Genomic DNA, 20,404 nt, shown 5'->3' with positions numbered 1-20,404 from the left:
GGTTGTCACAAAAAATGTTTCTATTGCAATTTACTAAAACTATCGCTAATATTAATAGATAGGAGAGAGTAGGACGGAAACGGAGGGAATCAATTTGGCGTCTGAGACAGTATCAAATCATCAGGAAAAGGCACTAGCCCTTCTACAAGCGGATGCGGAGAAGATTTTAAGACTTATTAAGGTGCAAATGGACAATCTTACAATGCCGCAATGTCCATTATATGAAGAAGTGTTAGACACACAAATGTTTGGACTATCCCGCGAGGTCGATTTTGCAGTTCGCCTTGGTCTTATTGCAGAAGAACAAGGGAAAGCAATGTTAGGAGAGCTTGAACGTGAGTTATCTGCACTTCATGAAGCATTTACAAACAAACAACAATAACGGGTTCAAATAGGGGGGCTCAAACTGAAATAGTTTGGGCTTTTTATTTGTATAATAAAGCAGGAAGAATCAATGTACATATGGAATACAACAATAATTAAATTGAAACAGAAAGAGGAAATGAAATGAAAAGAGTATGGAAATCAATGGATTATTCATTATTACTTCCTCTTGTTATCTTATGTGTTTTGGGAGTTATAATGGTATATAGTTCTAGTTCCATTGTCGCGATTTCGTCGAAAAATAACTGGCCAGCAGATCACTTTTTTAAAAAACAATTAGTTGCTCTTGCTATTGGAACGGTAATACTAGTGATTGTCGTTATAATCCCTTATAAATTTTGGAGAGAACAAATAGTTCTAGCAGCAATTGGGTTCGGGAGTCTAGCCTTACTAACAGCAGCCTTAGTTTTCGGGCAGGTTATAAATGGTGCAAAAGGATGGATATTAGGTATACAACCGGCTGAGTTTGTAAAAATAACGGTTATTATTACGCTAGCAACCTTTTTTGCTAAGAAACAAGAGAGGCAAACCCCTTTTTTCCAAGGGATAATACCTCCCTTGGTTATTGTCGGTGGATCGATGGTATTAATTTTATTACAAAATGACTTAGGGACTGACATTTTAATAGGTGGAACAGTGTTAATCATGTTCTTTTGTTCAGGGGTTAATGTGAACTTGTGGATAAAAAGATTTTTATTAACATCTGTCGTGTGGATTCCAGCGTTGTATTTTATTGGAAACTACAAATTAAGTGACTACCAAAAAGCTCGATTTTCAGTTTTTCTTGATCCGTTTAGTGATCCTCAAAATGATGGATTTCAATTAGTTAATTCTTTTATTGGAATTGCTTCAGGTGGGTTAAATGGTAGAGGATTAGGAAATAGTATACAAAAGTATGGCTACTTGCCAGAGCCGCAAACGGATTTTATTATGGCGATTATATCTGAAGAACTCGGGTTTATAGGAGTAGCTATCATTTTAATCTGTTTATTACTTATTATTATTCGTTCGTTTAGAGTGGCACAAAAATGTAAAGATCCATTTGGAAGTTTAGTTGCGATTGGAATTGCAAGTTTACTTGGGATACAAACCTTTGTTAATGTTGGTGGTATGTCTGGATTAATACCGCTTACAGGGGTACCTTTACCGTTTATTAGTTATGGTGGTAGTTCCCTGTTGGCTAATCTAATCTCGATGGGTATATTGTTAAATATTGCTAGTCATGTAAAACGACAAGAAAAGCAGCAAAATGAGGAAATGAAAGAAAGAGAACAAGATGGACCGCGTCTTGTTGTTGTAAAATAAAAAACACATTGTGCTTTAGAGCGCGATGTGTTTTTTATTTTTTAAAAATATTAAATAGGATACATTAATCAGTATTTATAATAAAAAATATATCACATTCAAACTAATGTGATATACAATTAGGTTGTTAGAAAAGGAAGAGGTATGCTATACTATTTTTGTGAAACAAATTGATCAGAAAACTTATCATTTGTTAAAAAATAAGGTATGATGGATAAAAATAAAGTGAAGCTTTCTAAGTATAATATAATGTAGAAAGTGAAGAACTTCACGCTCTTTATGGTGTGTATATATTTTATCTCTAGAGTGGTAGGAAAGTAGAGGGGGAAAATCATGACAAAGCTGCAACGTATTCAAAAAGTATTGGTAGCTAACCGTGGAGAGATTGCAATTCGTGTGTTTCGAGCTTGTTCGGAACTTGGATTAAAAACAGTTGCAATCTATTCTAAAGAGGATAGTGGTTCTTATCATCGTTATAAAGCCGATGAGTCCTATTTAGTTGGGGAAGGGAAAAAGCCAATTGATGCTTATCTAGATATTGAGGGCATTATTGAGATTGCGAAAAGTAATCATGTAGATGCAATCCACCCTGGATATGGTTTCTTGTCAGAAAATATTCAATTCGCAAAACGTTGTGAAGAAGAGGGAATTATCTTTATCGGTCCAAAGAGTAAGCATTTAGATATGTTTGGAGATAAAGTGAAAGCAAGAACACAAGCGCAGCTAGCACAAATTCCAGTTATTCCTGGTAGTGATGGGCCAGTAAATTCAATAGAAGAAGTCAAAGAATTTGCTGAAAAGTATGATTACCCGATTATTATTAAAGCTTCCCTTGGCGGTGGCGGTCGTGGTATGCGCATTGTACGTACTAGTGAAGAATTAAGAGAGTCGTATAATCGAGCGAAGTCAGAAGCAAAAGCAGCCTTTGGTAATGATGAAGTATACGTAGAAAAATTCGTTGAAAAACCTAAACATATAGAAGTTCAAATTTTAGCAGATGAAGAGGGCAATGTTGTTCATTTATACGAGCGTGACTGTTCTGTACAACGTCGTCATCAAAAAGTTGTAGAAATTGCACCTAGTGTGTCACTTTCAGATGATTTGCGCCAGCGTATTTGTGATGCTGCTGTTAAGTTAACGAAAAATGTAAATTATTTAAACGCAGGAACAGTAGAATTTCTTGTAAAAGGTGATGAGTTTTACTTCATAGAAGTAAATCCACGTGTTCAAGTTGAACATACGATTACAGAAATGATTACAGGAGTGGACATCGTTCAATCGCAAATTTTAATAGCTGATGGACATGCATTACATAGTAAAATAGTGGGTGTTCCGAAGCAAGAGGAAGTAGTTGTACATGGATTTGCAATACAATCTCGTGTAACGACTGAAGACCCATTAAATAATTTTATGCCGGATACAGGGAAAATTATGGCATACCGCTCAGGTGGTGGTTTCGGTGTTCGTCTTGATACAGGTAATAGTTTCCAAGGTGCTGTTATTACACCGTACTACGATTCTTTACTTGTAAAAGTTACAACATGGGCACTTACTTTTGAACAAGCTGCTGCGAAAATGGAACGTAACTTAAAAGAATTCCGTATTCGTGGTATTAAAACAAATATTCCATTCCTAGAGAATGTAGTAAAACATAAGAACTTCTTATCAGGAGAATATGACACTTCATTTATTGATGCGTCACCTGAACTATTCTTGTTCCCGAAACGTAAAGACCGCGGAACGAAAATGTTAAATTACATTGGGACAGTAACGGTCAATGGCTTCCCAGGAGTAGGAAAAAAAGAGAAACCAATTTTCCCGGATGCTCGTATACCGAATGTATTACACTCAGAGCCGATCCAAGATGGAACGAAACAAATTTTGGATGCGCGTGGAGCAGACGGATTAGTAAAGTGGGTACAAGATCAAAATCGTGTACTTTTAACGGATACAACATTCCGTGATGCGCATCAATCATTACTTGCAACGCGTATTCGTACAAAAGATTTACATCAAATTGCAGAGCCGACAGCGAGAATGTTACCGAACCTATTCTCAGCGGAAATGTGGGGCGGTGCAACGTTTGATGTTGCATATCGTTTCTTAAAGGAAGATCCATGGGAACGATTACTAGATCTTCGTGAAAAAATGCCAAACGTTTTATTCCAAATGTTACTGCGTTCTTCAAACGCAGTTGGTTACAAAAACTATCCAGATAATTTAATTCAAAAATTTGTGGAATGTTCTGCTCAAGCTGGAATTGATGTGTTCCGTATTTTTGATAGCTTAAACTGGGTAGAAGGTATGAGAGTTGCGATTGATGCTGTGCGAGATACTGGCAAAATTGCAGAAGCAACAATGTGCTACACAGGAGATATTCATGATCCGTTACGTAGTAAATATGATTTAAATTACTATAAAAACTTAGCAAAAGAGTTAGAAGCATCAGGAGCACATATATTAGGAATTAAAGATATGGCAGGCTTATTAAAACCTAATGCGGCATATGATTTAGTTTCTGCATTAAAAGAGACGGTATCGATTCCGATTCACTTGCATACACACGATACGAGTGGAAATGGTATATTAACGTATACAAAGGCAATTGAAGCAGGTGTTGACATTGTCGATGTAGCAGTAAGTTCTATGGCTGGTCAAACGTCACAACCAAGTGCGAACACGCTATACTATGCATTAGGTGGAAACGAAAGACAGCCAGACGTTAATATAGATTCATTAGAAAAATTATCTCATTACTGGGAAGATGTACGTAAATACTACGCACCGTTTGAAAGTGGTATGAATGCACCCCATACAGAGGTATATATGCACGAAATGCCAGGCGGACAGTATAGTAATCTACAACAACAGGCGAAAGCGGTTGGCTTAGGAGATCGCTTCGATGAAGTGAAAGTAATGTATCGCCGTGTGAATGACATGTTTGGCGATATTGTTAAAGTAACACCATCATCTAAAGTTGTCGGTGATATGGCATTATTTATGGTTCAAAACCACTTAACAGAACAAGATGTTTTAGAACGTGGGCATTCTATGGACTTCCCGGGATCTGTTGTTGAAATGTTCTCAGGAGATTTAGGACAACCATACGGTGGTTTCCCGAAACAATTACAAGAAATTATTTTAAAAGGGAAAGAGCCATTAACAGTAAGACCGGGTGAATTATTAGAGCCAGTAGATTTCGATGCGTTAAAAGAAGAGCTATTCCATAAACTTGGACGCGAAGTGACGATTTTTGATGTCGTTGCATATGCATTATATCCAAAAGTATTTATGGATTACGAAAAAGTTGCTGAGCTTTATGGAAGTGTATCTGTGCTTGATACACCGACATTCTTCTATGGTATGAGACTTGGTGAAGAAATCAATGTGGAAATCGAACAAGGTAAAACATTGATGGTAAAACTAGTATCAATCGGAGAGCCTCAGCCAGATGGAAATCGTGTTCTTTACTTGGAGTTTAACGGTCAACCACGTGAGATTGTTGTGAAAGACGAAAGTGTGAAAGCAACAGTGGCACAACGTGTGAAAGGAAACCGTGAAAATCCAAACCACATTAGTGCAACAATGCCAGGAACGGTTATTAAAGTAGTTGTTAAAGAAGGCGATGAAGTGAAAAAAGGCGATTCTATGGCAATTACAGAAGCGATGAAAATGGAAACGACAGTTCAAGCGCCGTTCAATGGTAAAGTGAAAAAAGTATATGTTAACGATGGAGATGCAATTCAAACGGGTGATTTACTGATTGAATTAGATCACTAAAATAGAAAAAGAGCTGTGTACATGCAGCTCTTTTTCTTTATCCCCATTGATTAAAGTTTCACTTTATCGCAAAAAATACCTTGCCAATTCGGCAAGGTATTTTAATTTGAATTTATTTTGTTTGTTTAGAAGTTGATTCAGCTTCTTTTGCATTCGCTTTACTTCTTGTACCTAACATAACTAAATAGCATAGTACAGCAAACAAGCAAGAAATGAATAGTGAATGTAATAATGCCATTGCTAAACTAGCATTTGTAAATACGACTAAAATTCCTACGATAGCTTGAAGTGTAACAAGGATAAATGAAATGATCCATCCCCAGTATACGACAGGCTGCTGTTTGTAATGGCGAATAGCGAGAATCATCGCGTATAGTATCCAAGCGAAAATTAACATCGCTGCAACTCTATGTCCCATTTGAACCCATTCATGGAGTTGAGTTGGCATAGGTCTATTTTTGCTACATAAAGGGAAGTCTGGACAGGCTAAGCTAGCTCGTTCGTGGCGTACTAAAGCTCCTGTGTAGACAACGAGATAACAGTAAATTGTTACACCATAAATATGAAATTTCATTTTTTTGTCCATAATAAGTGAACGTGCATCAAATTTTTGGTCAATTTCAAAGATAAGACACGTTAATAAAATAACAGAAGCAAATGAAATTAAGGAAATACCGAAATGGATAGCAAGTACAGCTGGCATTTGTCCCCAAACAACTGCTGCAGCCCCCATTAATGCTTGTGCAACTAAAAATACGAAGGATAAAATTGCTAACGTTTTTGTTTCGCGCACATGTTTATAATATTTCCAGGACAAAATACAAAGGAGAGTGACAAGAATTCCTGCGGATCCTGATGTAAGGCGGTGACTCAGTTCAATAATAGTTTCCATTGATAAATTAGATGGAACAAATTCACCGTTACAAAGTGGCCATGATTTACCGCAGCCTTGGCCAGAACCCGTTTTTGTAACTAAGGCGCCTCCTAGTAAAACTATTAATAAATCAAGACTTGTAATGACTGCTAACCATTTAATAAAGCGTTGCAATCTCTTTCACCATCTTTCTGCTATGAAGTTATTGCGAAATATTTTCATTCCATTATGTATAGAATAAAACGCGCTAGTTCCTATGATATATAAAAAATAATAAAATAGCAAAGAAATGGCGGGGGAAGACAGGGGAGAGAAAATGGGTGTAGAAATAGGATATATAAGGAAAAAAATAGGGGGAAAATAGGCTATTTTGAAAAGAAATGGGGAGAATACGTGTTAAATATGACAAAAAAGTTTATGATAGAAGGTAACATCATGTTATGATAAGGACAAGTAAGAATTAAGTTTTTTATGTTCGACACAAAAAGTTCATGTTTTCTTCACAAAATGTTCGGGAAATATGATTTAATATATTGGAGTATGGGCGTAGATTAGTAGTAGAATGGGTTAACAATGTTTCTACTGTAATAATATTGCTATATAGAAGCGAAATATTTCATTCGAAATAGGCGCGAAAAGAAAGATGAAAGTTTTAAGAGGGGGTTAAAGTGATGAACCATGCAACAAGTGAGCTGCATGATGAGTCTGCTGTTACAAGTGTACCGGAAACAACTCGGTTACAAGATTTAAAAGCGCTCGTTAAAATGGGGATTGTAAACTCAAATACACTTACTGTATTTACAGGATTTTGGTTGGCATTACACTTTAATGGATTAAGTGTGATGGACAATCTGGATAAGTTATTTTTTACAATCGTTGGTTCTGGATTAGTTATGGCAGGGGTATGTTGTTTAAACAACTACATTGATCGAGACATCGATCCATTAATGGAAAGAACAAAGACCCGTCCAACGGTTACTGGAAAGTATAAACCAGGATTTGCACTTACATTTGGATTAGTTATATTACTTCTTGGGTTTGTATTTTTATTATTAACAACACCAATGGCAGTATTAATGGGCTTTATTGGTGCTTTCACATATGTTGTTCTATATAGTTTATGGACAAAGAGAAAGTATACACTAAATACTGTTGTAGGTAGTATCTCTGGTGCAGTTCCACCTTTAATTGGATGGGCAGCAATCGATCCATCTTTAGGCCATCCAATTGCTTGGATGCTATTTTTGATTATGTTTATTTGGCAAATCCCACATTTCCTTGCATTAGCAATGAAACGTGTTGATGAATATCGAAATGCAGGAATTCCAATGCTTCCTGTAGTTCATGGATTTGAAATTACGAAACGCCAAATTATGATTTGGACAGTATGTTTATTACCACTACCATTTTATATGAGTGGTCTAGGGATAACATTTATGGTAATTGCAACATTGTTAAACATCGGATGGATCGTTTTAGGATTTTATGGCTTCCGTAAGAAAGATGACATCAAATGGTCCGTACAAATGTTTGTTTATTCCCTAAATTATTTAACAATCTTATTTGTATCAATGATTGTAGTTACATTCTTCTAAGACAACGACATAATTGGATTTCTTTACGTTGAGATTTACTTTACTTAACTATAAAGTACAATCTAATTCACAAGGAAAGTGGGGGTTGTTTGTATGAAGAAACAGTGGCGACTGCTTTCGTTCGTTTCACTGCTGGCTTTACTGTTAGGGGGATGCGGTAAAGCCTTTCAATCTACTTTAATTCCGCAAGGAGAAGTAGCAAAAATGCAATATGATTTGCTCTTACTAGCAACTGCGATTATGGTAGGAGTAGTACTAGTAGTTACTATTATTTTCTTATATGTAATTGTGCGTTTCCGACAAAAGAAGGGTCAGGAAGATTATATTCCGGAGCAAGTTGAAGGGAATCACAAACTAGAAATTATATGGACAGTTATTCCGATTATTCTTTTGTTAATCTTAGCTGTTCCAACGGTTACATATACATTCAAACTTGCTGATGTAAGTGCGATGGAGAAAAAGAATATTGATAAAGATACTATCGTTGTTGATGTAACAGCGAATCTTTATTGGTGGGAATTTTCTTATAAATCAGAAAAAATAGTAACTTCTCAAGATTTAGTCATCCCCACAGGTAAGAAAGTGTATTTGAATTTGAAGGGTGCCGATATTAAACATTCGTTTTGGGTTCCATCTTTAGCTGGGAAAATGGATACAAATACAGATAATGTGAACAAAATGTGGTTAAAGGCAGATAAATCGGGCACTTATAATGGTTTTTGTACAGAATTTTGCGGCCCATCACATTCTTTAATGCAATTCAAAGTGAAAGCTTTAGATGAAAGCGAGTACAAAAAATGGCTTGCTGATATGAAGAAGATTGATGGGAAGAAAGAAGTAGCTTCAACAAAGGCGCAAGAGGGCCAAGAAATATTTAATAAAAGCTGTATTGGTTGTCACGCAGTTGGATCTAATGATAGTAGACCACCTTCCGCTCGTATCGCACCAAACTTAGCAAACTTTGCGGATCGCGATATGGTTGCCGGTATTGCCGAAAACAATGAAGAAAACTTAAAAAAATGGCTGAAAGATCCTGAAAATATGAAACCAGGAAATAAAATGACTGGTAAATATGGCAACTTAACGGATGATCAAATTGATGCATTAAATGCATACTTACAAACGTTAAAAGTTGAAAAGTAAAGAGGGATTATTCGCGAAGGGGAGGTTGAAAACGTGAGTTCTGTAGCAAAAAAACAGGGGATGGGTGCTGTCATATGGGATTATTTAACGACAGTAGACCATAAAAAGATTGCCATTCTCTATTTAATTGCAGGTGGATTGTTTTTTGTAATAGGCGGAATAGAAGCTCTATTTATTCGCCTTCAATTAGCGATTCCTAACAACGCTTTTCTTGTTGGGGATGCTTATAATCAAGTATTAACGATGCACGGTACAACAATGATTTTCCTCGCAGCTATGCCACTCGTGTTCGCATTTATGAACGCCGCTGTACCACTTCAAATTGGTGCACGCGATGTAGCGTTCCCGTTTTTGAATTCACTCGGATTTTGGTTGTTTTTCTTTGGTGGAGTATTTTTAAATTTAAGTTGGTTTTTAGGTGGAGCACCTGATGCAGGATGGACGTCTTATGCATCTTTAGCTTTAGCCTCTAAAGGCCATGGTGTTGATTTTTATGTACTCGGTTTGCAAATCTCTGGTATTGGTACATTAATTGGAGGTATTAACTTCCTTGTAACCATTATTAATATGCGTGCGCCAGGGATGACGTATATGCGTATGCCGATGTTTACATGGACGACATTTGTAACATCTTCGCTAATATTATTCGCTTTTCCGCCGTTAACTGTAGGATTAGGACTTTTAATGTTAGATCGTTTATTTGGAACAAGTTTCTTTAATCCAGCATTGGGCGGGAATACAATTATATGGGAGCATTTATTCTGGATTTTCGGTCATCCGGAAGTATACATTCTTATACTCCCAGCTTTCGGAATATTCTCAGAAATCTTCGCGACATTTTCGAAAAAGCGATTATTTGGTTATTCATCGATGGTGTTTGCGACGGTATTAATTGGATTCTTAGGATTTATGGTATGGGCGCATCATATGTTTACTGTTGGGCTTGGTCCAGTTGCAAATGCTATTTTCTCAGTTGCAACAATGGCGATTGCGGTTCCGACCGGTATCAAAATATTCAACTGGCTCTTTACAATGTGGGGCGGAAGTATTCGTTTTACGACACCGATGATGTGGGCAGTAGCTTTCATTCCATCATTTGTAATGGGTGGAGTTACAGGTGTTATGCTAGCATCTGCACCAGCTGATTATCAATTTCATGATAACTATTTCGTAGTAGCACACTTTCATTATGTAATTGTCGGCGGTGTTGTATTTGGTTTACTAGCAGGAGCTCATTATTATTGGCCACTGATGTTTAATAAAGTATTGAATGAAACGTTAGGGAAGATAACGTTTTGGCTATTCTTTATCGGTTTCCATTTAACGTTCTTTATTCAGCATTTCCTAGGGTTAATTGGTATGCCTCGTCGTTACTACACATATCTTGAAGGTCAAGGATTGGAAATGGGGAATATGATTAGTTCTATTGGAGCGGTGTTTATGGCTCTTGGAACGATTGTTCTTCTATTCAATGTAATTAAAACAACGGTATCAAAAGAAAAGGCTGGTCGTGATCCATGGGATGCACGTACATTAGAATGGACAATGCCAGCACCTACACCGGAATATAACTTTAAACAATTACCATTTGTGCGTGGATTAGATCCGTTTTGGATTGAAAAACGTGAAGGGAATAAAGAGATGACAGCGGCGGAACCAGTTGGCGATATTCATATGCCAAATCCATCGTTTTCACCATTTATCATTTCGTTAGGATTGTTTATAGCGGCTTTCGGTGCAATGTATATGCAGGGCGGAAAAGATAAGTTTTGGTTATTAGTAGCAATTATTGGTTTAATCATTACCTTTGGAACGATGTTCCTACGTTCAGTAATCGATGATCATGGATATCATATTCATAAGGAAGATTTAGAAGATAAGGGGGGCAAGGCATAATGCATGTAGATGAAAAATTAACGAATGAAACATTTCCAGCAGAGCCTGAAAAAGCAACCCTTGAGGGAAAAAATAAGTTTGTCGGTTTTTGGTTATTTCTTGGAGGCGAAACAGTATTGTTCGCTTCCTTGTTTGGCACATATTTAGCGTTAAAAAATTCTACAAATGGTGGACCGACATCTCAAGAGATGTTCCAAATGCCACTCGTTTTCATTATGACGATGCTTTTATTAACGAGTAGTTTAACGAGCGTATATGCGATGTATCATATGAAAAACTTTAACTTTAAGAAAATGCAACTTTGGCTACTAGTAACAGTGTTGCTAGGTTTAGGATTTTTAGGGTTTGAGATATATGAGTTTTATCATTATACGCATGAATTTAAGCATACTATGAGAAGTAGTGCGTTTGGTTCCGCGTTTTATGCTCTTGTTGGTACGCATGGACTCCACGTATTGTTTGGATTGTGTTGGATTTTAACATTAATCTTTAGAAATGCGAAGAGAGGGCTAAATTTATACAATGCACCGAAGTTTTATGTTGCATCGATTTATTGGCACTTTATTGACGTAGTTTGGGTGTTTATTTTCACTGTAGTATATTTGATGGGAATGGTGGGATAAACAATGGCGATAAAGCAAACGAATAATCCTAAAGTTGATCTTGTTTATCGGAAGAGAAAAAGTGCGGAGGAAATGAAGCATCAAGTTATTACATTTACATTAATGATTTTTTTAACATTAGTTGCATTTGCAGCAGTAGCATATCCGAAAACTTTTAGTCCGACTTTCTCAGTACCATTTATTTTACTATTAGCAGTGGTACAAGTAATTTTTCAATTGTATTATTTTATGCATATGAGTCATAAAGGACATGAAGCGGCGAGTTTCTTTCTTTATTCTGGTCTGTTAATCGGGTTAATTACAATTTTAGCTTTTATGACAATTGTGTGGATTTGAAAAGTGAAAAATAAGGGAGCTTGTGTTGTCACAGCTCCCTCTTCATATTATGTGAAAGGGTAACCTTCAGAAGGTGGGTGTGGCAATGAGCAACTTGTGGATATTTGGTTTTCAAGCTTTATGGAGTCCGATCTTTTTATTATTTATGCTTTCGATTCTTATTGGGTACTTTTTAATTATTGGGCCATATAGAACGCGATTTGAAAATGCGACGAAGGTAAGTAAGAAGCAAATTTTTTATTTTACGACCGGGATTGTTCTTTTGTACTTTGTAAAGGGAGGGCCTATTGATTTAATTGGTCATATTATATTTAGTGCACATATGTTTGAAATGGCAGTTATGTATATTGCAGTTCCGCCGTTATTGTTGCTTGGTATACCAGTTTGGTTATATCGTTATATTACTTCTTTTAAGTTCGTTCAAATTATATTAAAGGTATTTGCTAAGCCGCTAATTGCATTGTTTGTATTTAATGGCCTGTTTTCTTTTTATCATTTACCAGTTGTTTTCGATACAGTAAAACAAAGTCAAATTGCACATCCTATTTGTCTTGCTATATTGTTCTTTACGGCAATCATGATGTGGTGGCCGATGCTAAATCCATTACCCGAATATCAAACGTTAAGTGATATAAAGAAACTTGGTTATATGTTTGCTAACGGTATATTATTAACGCCAGCTTGCGCGTTAATCATTTTTGCGACTGCACCGTTATTTGCAACGTATACGGATTCAGCTGCTTGGATGAAGGCGATGGAACTATGTGTACCGGCGGGAACTTTATCAGATTTAAATATAACAGGACCAGAATTTTTACACTGGATGCCAGTCGTACAAGACCAACAAACAGGCGGCATCATTATGAAAATTGTCCAGGAAATAGTGTATGGTACAATTATCGGCTATGTATTCTTTCGATGGGCGCGTCGAGAACGTGAAAAGGATAAAGAGCAGTTGCAACAATTGCCACCGTATTTACAAACGAAATAAAAGTGAGTGCATCATATTGATGCACTCACTTTTATTTTATTCAATGATTTGGAACTCTTTTAACTCTTTTTCGACATTTTGTAGGAGTTGTTCGCTTTTTTGAAGTACATTCGTTGGGAAAGTTTCACCATCACCATATTCAACGCCATGAGGATAATAATGTTTTCCTAATAAGGGAGGAAGTAACTTTACTTCAGCGTGTCTGCTACCAATGTCACCTTCAACAGCAAAACCTTGTACACGCAAATAATAAACATCGTCTAATATTTCGAATTTATAATCGTATGTAACCCGCTCATAATCCCATTGTCCAGCAAGTACAAAATGGTTCTTTTCCATAATTTCTGTTAATAGTGTTAAATCAACGACTGCCCCATTAAATTTCGTATTTGTAAATTGCATATAATACCTCCTCTTTTCATGTTATGTCATTGTTTTTATAATAGTATGAATAATGAGAAAGTGCAATTCATATTGAGAGAAAAGGGATAATCCAGACTTTTTTTGCGAAAATATGATATAGTGAAAAGAGTACGGTACACACAAAAAAGGAAAGAAAAGGATTTGTGTATATCTCAATTTTATGTTTTGTGCAGGAGGTATATCGAGTGAAGAAATTATTGCGTATCGTAATGATTACATTTTTAATTTTAGCTATTGATTTATACGGGAAATTACTCGTTTCACAATATATATTAACCCCATCTCAATCAAAGCAAGAAAATAAAATTGTGAAAAAGAAAAAACAAGTAAATGAAGACTCGTCCGATACTGTTTTAAGTATAATTGGTGGGGACTCTGAAAATTTATTAGCAAAATGGGGCGAACCATCTCGAATAGAGCCATCTGCTTACGGATATGAATGGTGGGTATACAATCAAGATTTAACTCAGTATGTGCAATTTGGGGTTGCAGAACGAAAAGTTGTAACGGCGTATGTTGCTGGAGAGCAAGTTAAGGTGCCGCCTTATTATATAAATGAAAAGTATGAAGAAGTGTATAAAAAGAATCCACTCTCGCATGAGATTTCGTTAAAAAGAGGGAAAAATAGTTATCAATTTGAGTTATCTGACACGGAAGTGATGGAACAACCATTAATACCTGTAGAAGATGGCTGGGCACAATTATATTTTGATCATTTTACACATGAGCTTGTTGGTGTTCGTTATATGGATGATGAAACATTATTACGCCAAAAACCGTATCAGCTTGTTTATTCAGGTGAATTACTAGCGGAACAACCATTGACTCCAGATAAAATGAAACAAATAGAGAATGGGAATATGCAACAAATTTTTGATTTAACAAATATTATTCGAAGTCGTCATAAGTTACCGTTGTTAGCTTGGGATCAAGAAACAGCAGATGTGGCTATAGGGCATAGTAAAGATATGAAGGATAATAATTACTTTGCACACGATTCACCTACACAAGGTACGTTAGGAGATCGTTTACAGCGCGGGAAAGTAGGGTTTCAACTTGCTGGTGAGAACATAGCGGCGCAACATAGTGATGGAATTGCGGCGGTGCAAGGTTGGTTAAATAGTGAAGGGCATAGAAAGAATGTATTAAATGAACAATTTACAGGGTTAGGTGTTGGGGTATACGATAAGTTTTATACACAAAACTTTATTCGGAAATAAAGTGAAACTTTAAGTTGTGTAGGGGACACCTGGCGTTTCAGTACTTCGTATTTACTGAATTGTAGGTGAGAATCTTACCGTATGCAAATAGCAGGATAAAAAGGTGCATGAATCGTCTAAAAATAGGCGAACCATGTGCCTTTTTTTTCTTACTATATAGTAGATATACATGAAGAGGTGAGGATTATGCCAACAACAAAAGGACCGTTACATCCATCGGTTCAACAGTTTAAAGAGTTTGTAAACCATCACCCTAAAATGGTTCATGAGGTTAGAAGTGGTCACAAAACTTGGCAACAGTTTTATGAAGAATGGTACTTACTTGGTGAAGAAGATCCGATATGGGCAACTTTCAGACCGGATGGAGCGCCAGCTTTTTCTTCGGTAAAGGAAAATAAACAAGAAAAAGATAATCGAACTGAAGAGGAAAAAACTGCTGATGTGATGGGACAAATGCTTTCTTTCTTTAAAAAGCTAGATGTGGAACAGATGCAACACCATTTAGCGAATGTGACGAGTGCTATTGGTAGTGTGCAACAAGTGTTTCAACAATTTCAAGGGAAGCCCGCGCGGCAAGAAGAAAGTACTTCCGAAAATAATCCATTTTTCTTTCAGAAGGATTAGGGGGGAAAGCGGATGAGAGCAGAAATTATGGAGTTTATAAAGGCGGATGAGGATTTATCTCGCTATATTAGGGAGCAACCGTACTGGTATAGAAAATTAACGCGAAACCCTGAAGAAAAAGAGGCATTTGAGTTAGCGGCTATGCAACATTTCAAAAAAACGATACCAGATAAAGTTGAGAAATTTCAAAATCAATTGGCAGTGGCTTCCATTATGATCGATATGTTTCAGTATATGAAGCAGCAAAATACAACATAATTGGAAGGGAAAACTATGTCCGTCATGCAGAACTTTTGATACAATAGAAGCGGATTATTTAAAAAGGAGTTGCAGCATGAGCATGACGGAAATTTGTTTAGTACGACATGGACAAACTGATTGGAATTTTCAAGAGATTATTCAGGGACGTGAAGATATTCCACTTAATGAAGTGGGAAAGAAGCAAGCAAGTCAAAGTGCAGTTGCTTTGCAAGCGGAAGCATGGGATGTGATTATAAGTAGCCCATTAATTAGAGCGCACGAAACAGCTAAGGAAATTGCAGGGGCTACAGGACTGGAATCGATTTTATTAGATGAGCGATTTGTTGAACGTAATTTTGGTGAAGCTTCTGGGAAGCCGGTTGCGACTGTTAGGGAGCTAATTGCAGAAGGTAAAGTAGAAGGTATGGAGCAAGATGAAGAGATTGTAACTCGTTGCTTTGCTGCTGTAAAAGATGTTGCAGAAACTCATTCTGGCAAACGTATTATCATTGTAGCTCATTCACATGCGATAAAAGCAATTTTACATGCAATTGCACCGGAAGATATTTCGTTTAAGACACCATTAAAAAACGCATGTATTAGTTACGTGAAAGAAAATAGTGGGAAATGGGATGTTCTGAAATATAATATTGCGGAACATATTAATGTATAAGTATGTGCTAGAATTATATGGAAAATAGTTAGAGTGATATCTTTCTGTTTAGTGAGGCACTTCAATTAGTAGTTCTATTCTAAATGTGGTATGATGAATACTCGGAGGTGTCTCTCATGATTGTAGCGACGCTGGAAAGCGTATTGATATTAGATAAGGCAGAGCAGCTTGCAAAAGCGATCATCTGTTCAGATATAGCAGAAGATTATCGTAAGTGTTATAAAGAATTGCATGAAGATGTGGAAGTTCAGACGTTAATTCAGCAATTTACAGCGATGAAAGAACGATATGAAGAAGTGCAACGTTTCGGTAAATACCATCCTGATTATACTTTCGTTTCGACGAAAATGAGGGAGTTAAAGCGTTCTATAGACTTACACGACAAGATTGCAGCTTTTAAACGAGTAGAAACAGCTTTGCAAAAGTTGTTAGATGAAGTTAGTGTAGCAATCGGTTCGGAGGTGTCTTCTTCCATCAAAGTTCCAACAGGAAATCCATTTTTTGATGCTGGTGGCTGTGGTGGCGGTTGTGGTACCGGCGGAGGTTGTGGCTGTAAAACGGGGTAAATCACCCCGTTTTTTAGAAGGTAGAAGAAAACGTATACAGAGTTTGTCCTGTAATGTCATAAATTTCTGATTGGTTTTCATAAAATATAAAATATATGTTTTTAAAAGGAGAAGATGGAGAAGATTATGTTCGGGCAACGACAAAGTATGATTGTTTATTTACATTCATTGAAACATGCCAAGATTTTAAGGAAATATGGTAACATACATTACATATCAAAACGCTTAAAATACGCAGTAGTATATTGTGATATGGAACAAATTGAGCATATGATGCAAAAGTTGAACAAACTTCCTTTTGTGAAAAAGATAGAACCGTCGTACCGCCCGTATTTAAAAACGGAATTTGAAAATTCACGTCCTGATCGGGCAAAAGAATACGATTATAGCTAATAAAAAAATCCCTTGCTAATTTTAGCGGGGGATTTTTTCGTTTGAAATAAAGTGTTATTTCATTGGAGGAATGAAATTATTCATTCGTAAAATACCAATTAAATGATTGAAGAATAGTTCTTTTTCTGGGAAAGTTGTGGATGGTTTTACCGTAAAGGTAGTTACTTTTTTTCCTAGTTGTTCAGCTGTTTCTTCAAATAAAATGACGCGTTTACTTTTTTTATTTTCAAGTACAGGAATACCTTCACGACATATGTATAATGGTTGGAAATCACCAGTAGTAGTTGGTTTTAATATTACAACAAGTGAGCACACTTTTTTTTCATTTTTAATCGTTTCAAATTGTAACATATGTGTTATACGTTCTTGATTTGATTTGGCAATTTCAAGTAATTCATATAAATCAGAGTAGCCTTCTCCGAGTTCTATAAAACGTTGAATCATATTTTTTCCTCCTCTTTCTTTTACTTACTGTACCATCTCACTTTTTAAATGAAAAGTAGACAAAGAAAAAAAACCCTGCAAAGCAGGGCCCTTCTTATACTAGCTTGTACTAGTAAGAAGGCAAAGGGAGAGGAGAAACCGGAGGAAGAACTTATGGGGAAACGTAAGTCTTCTCCGCGGTTGGCAACAACATCGAAGGTGATGTTGTTATAATTATTTATGTCCAATCTAAATGAAGATATACATCATGAAATTAAATTTTATGTTTGGCTTTTTATTTTTCTTTTTTTTATTTTATGATAGGATAAAAAAGGTAAAGTGAAATGAATAGTTCGTGTTAGCGAATAGTGAGATGAATACATAAAAATGCTGAGCGATTATTTTAAGCTAAGTTCTTCTAATGTTTGTTGAAAGATGAATGGAATCGTATAGTTTGGTAGCGGTTACCGAATGGAGAAAGGCTTTCTATAATTGCTCGATAGATTGAAATAAAGGTAGTGACAACAGATGAGAGTAGTTTCAGGAAAATGTAAAGGGCATCCACTTAAAGCGGTGCCAGGTAATACAACACGTCCAACGACAGATAAAGTAAAAGAATCAATTTTTAATATGATAGGCCCTTATTTTGATGGCGGTACCGCTCTTGATTTATTTGGCGGTAGTGGTGGTCTTGGAATCGAGGCTATAAGTAGAGGGATTGATAAAGCAATCTTTGTTGATCGAGATAATAAAGCGATAAAGGTAATCCATCAAAATTTAGAAAGTTGTCGAATTCAGGAACAAGCTGAAGTATATCGAAATGATGCAGAACGTGCGGTAAAGGCTCTTATAAAACGTGAAATATCATTCGACCTTATATTAATTGATCCTCCATATAAAGATCAAAAAATTGTATCTTTAATTAGTGTGATGGATCAACATGGATTGTTACATAGAGATGGATTAATTATGTCAGAGCATGGTAATGATGTGGTTTTACCTGAGTCTATAGGGAGACTTGTAAAAGTAAGAGCTGAAAATTATGGGATTACAGCAATATCGATTTATAAGTATGAAGGTGAGGGGACGGAATGACTAGTATAGCTATTTCTTCGGGAAGTTTTGATCCAATTACCCTTGGGCATCTGGATATTATTAAAAGGGGAGCAAAAGTATTTGATGAGGTATACGTAGTAGTTTTAAACAACTCGTCAAAAAAACCGTTCTTTTCAGTTGAAGAGCGCTTAGATTTAATTCGAGAAGCAACAAAGGATATCCCGAATGTAAAGGTAGATTCACATAGTGGACTATTAGTGGAGTATGCGAAAATGCGTAATGCAAACGCGATTTTACGTGGGTTACGAGCGGTTTCTGATTTTGAATATGAGATGCAAATTACTTCTATGAATCGAAAATTAGATGAAAATATTGAAACATTTTTTATTATGACAAACAATCAATATTCATTTTTAAGCTCGAGCATTGTGAAGGAAGTTGCGAGATATGGCGGAAGCGTAGTAGATCTTGTACCTCCTGTTGTAGAACGTGCTTTAAAAGAAAAGTTTCAAACCCCGTTAAAGTGAACGGGGTTTTTCTTTGTTGCTACGAAAAAATAATAAGATAACATATACATATAAACAAAATAATGTGAATATCGGTCCATAATGCACAAAAGATGTCCAAATTTCATGCAATATAGAAGAATGATTTGGTAAAAATACGGGGATATCTTTTTGCATAGGTGAAAAAGAGGTTACTTTTTCATAAAATGGTTTCCAAAATACAAGAGTGAAAATAGGAGCAAGAATACTTTGAATAATTCGCGCGAAAAAATAGGGCTTAAATCGGATGTCTGTTTCAGCTAATATGCTAGCAACTTGTGCCTGAATAGAAAGGCCGCTAAATGCTAAAATAAAGCTTGTTACCATAGCTTGCTGCAGGAGGGGTGTTTCATTTACTTGACTAATCATTTGGCTTCCGAGTGTCATTTCAAAAATGCCTGATAATATCGGAAGGCTAAATTCTGTAGTTAGTTGGAAGAATGATAAAATATGTTGCATAATAAAAGAAAGTGCTGCTGTAATATGGAATACAGTAATCATTTTATTTAAAACAGAGAATAAAATAATAAATCCACCAATCATAAGTAACGTTTGAATAGAAGAAACGATAGCGTCCCCAAGTAATTTTCCTATTGGTCTTTTTTCTTGCATGCGTGTCTCGTGTAGGATTGAAAAAGGGTTTTGAAAAGGACGTTTTTTAGTAGTATGTTTATCATTCGTGGAAACGTTGTTATTGCCGTAAAAACGCATCAATAACCCGACGGCAAAGTTACTTAAATAATGTGCAGTAGCTAACACGATTCCTAATTTCGGATTATTGAAAAAACCGATAGAAACAGCTCCAAAAATAAAGAGTGGATTAGATGAGTTTGTAAAAGATACGAGGCGCTCTGCTTCGATTTGTGTTAGCTGATTACTTTTACGCAGTCTAGCGCTTAATTTGGCGCCAGCAGGGAATCCTGAAGCCATTCCCATTGCCCAGACAAATCCGCCTATCCCTGGAACGCGAAAAAGTGGTCGCATGAGTGGTTCTAATATAACACCTATAAATTTTACAACACCAATACTAATTAGAAGTTCCGCAATGATGAAAAACGGTAAAAGTGAAGGGAATACAACTTCCCACCATATATTTAACCCTCGAATGGAAGCTTGCAAAGCAGCTTGGGGGTGAAGTACAAGAGAAAAGGTTAAAAACAATGTTGATATGGTAAGGAAAGCCGTTTTCCATTTTTCATACATGTAAGTAAATCCCCCTTTGTCCCAAAAACGTTCATTTCAGTATACGTGGATACGTGGTGAATTTAGACCATAAGTATGAAAAAAGGAATGAAAAAAAATAAAGGGTGAGAA

The 20,404-nt window shown here is 36.2% G+C and carries 21 protein-coding genes; 17 read left to right on the top strand and 4 right to left on the bottom strand.

What is annotated here, in order from left to right; genetic code table 11:
• Positions 1-94: 94 nt before the first annotated feature.
• From MHB74_RS19320 to pyc, 3 genes are all read left to right on the top strand, one after another.
• Positions 95-382, top strand: a complete 288-nt coding sequence (locus MHB74_RS19320) for a YlaN family protein (RefSeq protein ID WP_000135698.1) — start codon at positions 95-97, stop codon at positions 380-382.
• 125 nt (positions 383-507) lie between these two features.
• Complete coding sequence (gene ftsW / locus MHB74_RS19315; protein ID WP_061678268.1) at positions 508-1,689, top strand: putative lipid II flippase FtsW; 1,182 nt, start codon at positions 508-510, stop codon at positions 1,687-1,689.
• A 333-nt stretch (positions 1,690-2,022) separates the two neighbouring features.
• Positions 2,023-5,469 (top strand): pyruvate carboxylase, encoded by a 3,447-nt coding sequence (gene pyc, locus MHB74_RS19310; RefSeq protein WP_061678267.1) that lies wholly within the window; start codon positions 2,023-2,025, stop codon positions 5,467-5,469.
• A 112-nt stretch (positions 5,470-5,581) separates the two neighbouring features.
• Here pyc and ctaA read toward each other — a convergent pair whose 3' ends face one another.
• The gene (gene ctaA / locus MHB74_RS19305) at positions 5,582-6,517 is read right to left on the bottom strand and encodes a heme A synthase (RefSeq protein ID WP_061678266.1); all 936 of its coding nucleotides are present in this window, start codon (positions 6,515-6,517) and stop codon (positions 5,582-5,584) included.
• A gap of 497 nt (positions 6,518-7,014) precedes the next feature.
• Between ctaA and ctaB the strand changes: the two genes are divergently transcribed.
• The 6 genes from ctaB to ctaG all read left to right on the top strand — a co-directional run bounded on the left by ctaB (position 7,015) and on the right by ctaG (position 12,927).
• Positions 7,015-7,938: a protoheme IX farnesyltransferase gene (gene ctaB / locus MHB74_RS19300; protein WP_001015058.1), complete on the top strand. Its 924-nt coding sequence runs from the start codon at positions 7,015-7,017 to the stop codon at positions 7,936-7,938.
• Positions 7,939-8,031: 93 nt separating this feature from the next.
• Positions 8,032-9,081: a cytochrome c oxidase subunit II gene (gene coxB / locus MHB74_RS19295; protein ID WP_000745278.1), complete on the top strand. Its 1,050-nt coding sequence runs from the start codon at positions 8,032-8,034 to the stop codon at positions 9,079-9,081.
• A gap of 60 nt (positions 9,082-9,141) precedes the next feature.
• Positions 9,142-10,977 (top strand): cytochrome c oxidase subunit I, encoded by a 1,836-nt coding sequence (ctaD, locus tag MHB74_RS19290; RefSeq protein ID WP_170955056.1) that lies wholly within the window; start codon positions 9,142-9,144, stop codon positions 10,975-10,977.
• Positions 10,977-11,600: a cytochrome c oxidase subunit III gene (gene ctaE / locus MHB74_RS19285; RefSeq protein ID WP_000557861.1), complete on the top strand. Its 624-nt coding sequence runs from the start codon at positions 10,977-10,979 to the stop codon at positions 11,598-11,600. The genes ctaD and ctaE overlap by 1 nt, the downstream gene beginning before the upstream one ends.
• A gap of 3 nt (positions 11,601-11,603) precedes the next feature.
• Positions 11,604-11,936 carry a cytochrome c oxidase subunit IVB gene (gene ctaF / locus MHB74_RS19280; RefSeq protein ID WP_061678265.1) on the top strand — a complete coding sequence of 111 codons (333 nt, stop codon included), beginning with the start codon at positions 11,604-11,606 and terminating at the stop codon, positions 11,934-11,936.
• An 85-nt stretch (positions 11,937-12,021) separates the two neighbouring features.
• The gene (gene ctaG / locus MHB74_RS19275; RefSeq protein ID WP_061678264.1) at positions 12,022-12,927 is read left to right on the top strand and encodes a cytochrome c oxidase assembly factor CtaG; all 906 of its coding nucleotides are present in this window, start codon (positions 12,022-12,024) and stop codon (positions 12,925-12,927) included.
• 36 nt (positions 12,928-12,963) lie between these two features.
• Here ctaG and MHB74_RS19270 read toward each other — a convergent pair whose 3' ends face one another.
• Positions 12,964-13,329 (bottom strand): YugN family protein, encoded by a 366-nt coding sequence (locus MHB74_RS19270; RefSeq protein ID WP_061678263.1) that lies wholly within the window; start codon positions 13,327-13,329, stop codon positions 12,964-12,966.
• Positions 13,330-13,535: 206 nt separating this feature from the next.
• Here MHB74_RS19270 and MHB74_RS19265 point away from each other — a divergent pair, with 206 nt between their 5' ends.
• From MHB74_RS19265 to MHB74_RS19240, 6 genes are all read left to right on the top strand, one after another.
• On the top strand, positions 13,536-14,570 hold the full coding sequence (locus MHB74_RS19265; RefSeq protein WP_061678262.1) for a CAP domain-containing protein: 1,035 nt from the start codon (positions 13,536-13,538) through the stop codon (positions 14,568-14,570).
• A 186-nt stretch (positions 14,571-14,756) separates the two neighbouring features.
• Entirely contained in the window at positions 14,757-15,194 is a 438-nt protein-coding gene (locus MHB74_RS19260) for a YlbD family protein (protein ID WP_061678261.1), read from the top strand.
• A gap of 12 nt (positions 15,195-15,206) precedes the next feature.
• Positions 15,207-15,452 (top strand): YlbE-like family protein, encoded by a 246-nt coding sequence (locus MHB74_RS19255; protein ID WP_001200991.1) that lies wholly within the window; start codon positions 15,207-15,209, stop codon positions 15,450-15,452.
• An 82-nt stretch (positions 15,453-15,534) separates the two neighbouring features.
• Positions 15,535-16,107 (top strand): histidine phosphatase family protein, encoded by a 573-nt coding sequence (locus MHB74_RS19250; protein WP_061678316.1) that lies wholly within the window; start codon positions 15,535-15,537, stop codon positions 16,105-16,107.
• A gap of 116 nt (positions 16,108-16,223) precedes the next feature.
• Positions 16,224-16,673, top strand: coding sequence for a YlbF family regulator (locus MHB74_RS19245; RefSeq protein WP_061678260.1), 450 nt, complete (start codon positions 16,224-16,226; stop codon positions 16,671-16,673).
• Between the two features lie 126 nt (positions 16,674-16,799).
• Complete coding sequence (locus MHB74_RS19240) at positions 16,800-17,066, top strand: YlbG family protein (RefSeq protein ID WP_061678315.1); 267 nt, start codon at positions 16,800-16,802, stop codon at positions 17,064-17,066.
• A 54-nt stretch (positions 17,067-17,120) separates the two neighbouring features.
• On the opposite strand, the gene MHB74_RS19235 is transcribed toward MHB74_RS19240, so the two are convergent.
• Positions 17,121-17,510 carry a DUF7147 family protein gene (locus tag MHB74_RS19235; RefSeq protein WP_000616014.1) on the bottom strand — a complete coding sequence of 130 codons (390 nt, stop codon included), beginning with the start codon at positions 17,508-17,510 and terminating at the stop codon, positions 17,121-17,123.
• 507 nt (positions 17,511-18,017) lie between these two features.
• On the opposite strand from MHB74_RS19235, the gene rsmD reads away from it, so the two are divergent.
• Together rsmD and coaD are read left to right on the top strand one after the other, a co-directional pair.
• Complete coding sequence (rsmD, locus tag MHB74_RS19230) at positions 18,018-18,584, top strand: 16S rRNA (guanine(966)-N(2))-methyltransferase RsmD (RefSeq protein WP_001266982.1); 567 nt, start codon at positions 18,018-18,020, stop codon at positions 18,582-18,584.
• A complete protein-coding gene (gene coaD, locus MHB74_RS19225; protein ID WP_000200598.1) occupies positions 18,581-19,072 on the top strand; it encodes a pantetheine-phosphate adenylyltransferase in 492 nt (163 codons plus the stop codon). The genes rsmD and coaD overlap by 4 nt, the downstream gene beginning before the upstream one ends.
• Here the strand turns inward: coaD and ylbJ are convergent.
• On the bottom strand, positions 19,064-20,293 hold the full coding sequence (ylbJ, locus tag MHB74_RS19220; RefSeq protein WP_061678259.1) for a sporulation integral membrane protein YlbJ: 1,230 nt from the start codon (positions 20,291-20,293) through the stop codon (positions 19,064-19,066). The two genes, coaD and ylbJ, sit on opposite strands and share 9 nt — an antisense overlap.
• Between the last annotated feature and the right edge of the window lie 111 nt (positions 20,294-20,404).

The organism is Bacillus sp. FSL K6-0069 (assembly GCF_038007785.1).
Classification (GTDB): Bacteria; Bacillota; Bacilli; order Bacillales; family Bacillaceae_G; genus Bacillus_A; species Bacillus_A mobilis.
Note: the sequence above shows the minus strand (reverse complement) of the source record. Positions and strands in the feature narration are given on the sequence as shown.

What these genes read in the sequence shown, in the direction of transcription:
- ftsW (WP_061678268.1), top strand. Translation starts at nt 508, where the DNA reads ATGAAAAGAGTATGGAAATCAATGGATTATTCATTATTACTTCCTCTT.
- pyc (WP_061678267.1), top strand. Translation starts at nt 2,023, where the DNA reads ATGACAAAGCTGCAACGTATTCAAAAAGTATTGGTAGCTAACCGTGGA.
- ctaB (WP_001015058.1), top strand. Translation starts at nt 7,015, where the DNA reads ATGAACCATGCAACAAGTGAGCTGCATGATGAGTCTGCTGTTACAAGT.
- coxB (WP_000745278.1), top strand. Translation starts at nt 8,032, where the DNA reads ATGAAGAAACAGTGGCGACTGCTTTCGTTCGTTTCACTGCTGGCTTTA.
- ctaD (WP_170955056.1), top strand. Translation starts at nt 9,142, where the DNA reads ATGGGTGCTGTCATATGGGATTATTTAACGACAGTAGACCATAAAAAG.
- ctaE (WP_000557861.1), top strand. Translation starts at nt 10,977, where the DNA reads ATGCATGTAGATGAAAAATTAACGAATGAAACATTTCCAGCAGAGCCT.
- ctaF (WP_061678265.1), top strand. Translation starts at nt 11,604, where the DNA reads ATGGCGATAAAGCAAACGAATAATCCTAAAGTTGATCTTGTTTATCGG.
- ctaG (WP_061678264.1), top strand. Translation starts at nt 12,022, where the DNA reads ATGAGCAACTTGTGGATATTTGGTTTTCAAGCTTTATGGAGTCCGATC.
- MHB74_RS19270 (WP_061678263.1), bottom strand. Translation starts at nt 13,329, where the DNA reads ATGCAATTTACAAATACGAAATTTAATGGGGCAGTCGTTGATTTAACA.
- MHB74_RS19260 (WP_061678261.1), top strand. Translation starts at nt 14,757, where the DNA reads ATGCCAACAACAAAAGGACCGTTACATCCATCGGTTCAACAGTTTAAA.
- MHB74_RS19255 (WP_001200991.1), top strand. Translation starts at nt 15,207, where the DNA reads ATGAGAGCAGAAATTATGGAGTTTATAAAGGCGGATGAGGATTTATCT.
- MHB74_RS19250 (WP_061678316.1), top strand. Translation starts at nt 15,535, where the DNA reads ATGACGGAAATTTGTTTAGTACGACATGGACAAACTGATTGGAATTTT.
- MHB74_RS19245 (WP_061678260.1), top strand. Translation starts at nt 16,224, where the DNA reads ATGATTGTAGCGACGCTGGAAAGCGTATTGATATTAGATAAGGCAGAG.
- MHB74_RS19240 (WP_061678315.1), top strand. Translation starts at nt 16,800, where the DNA reads ATGTTCGGGCAACGACAAAGTATGATTGTTTATTTACATTCATTGAAA.
- MHB74_RS19235 (WP_000616014.1), bottom strand. Translation starts at nt 17,510, where the DNA reads ATGATTCAACGTTTTATAGAACTCGGAGAAGGCTACTCTGATTTATAT.
- rsmD (WP_001266982.1), top strand. Translation starts at nt 18,018, where the DNA reads ATGAGAGTAGTTTCAGGAAAATGTAAAGGGCATCCACTTAAAGCGGTG.
- coaD (WP_000200598.1), top strand. Translation starts at nt 18,581, where the DNA reads ATGACTAGTATAGCTATTTCTTCGGGAAGTTTTGATCCAATTACCCTT.
- ylbJ (WP_061678259.1), bottom strand. Translation starts at nt 20,293, where the DNA reads ATGTATGAAAAATGGAAAACGGCTTTCCTTACCATATCAACATTGTTT.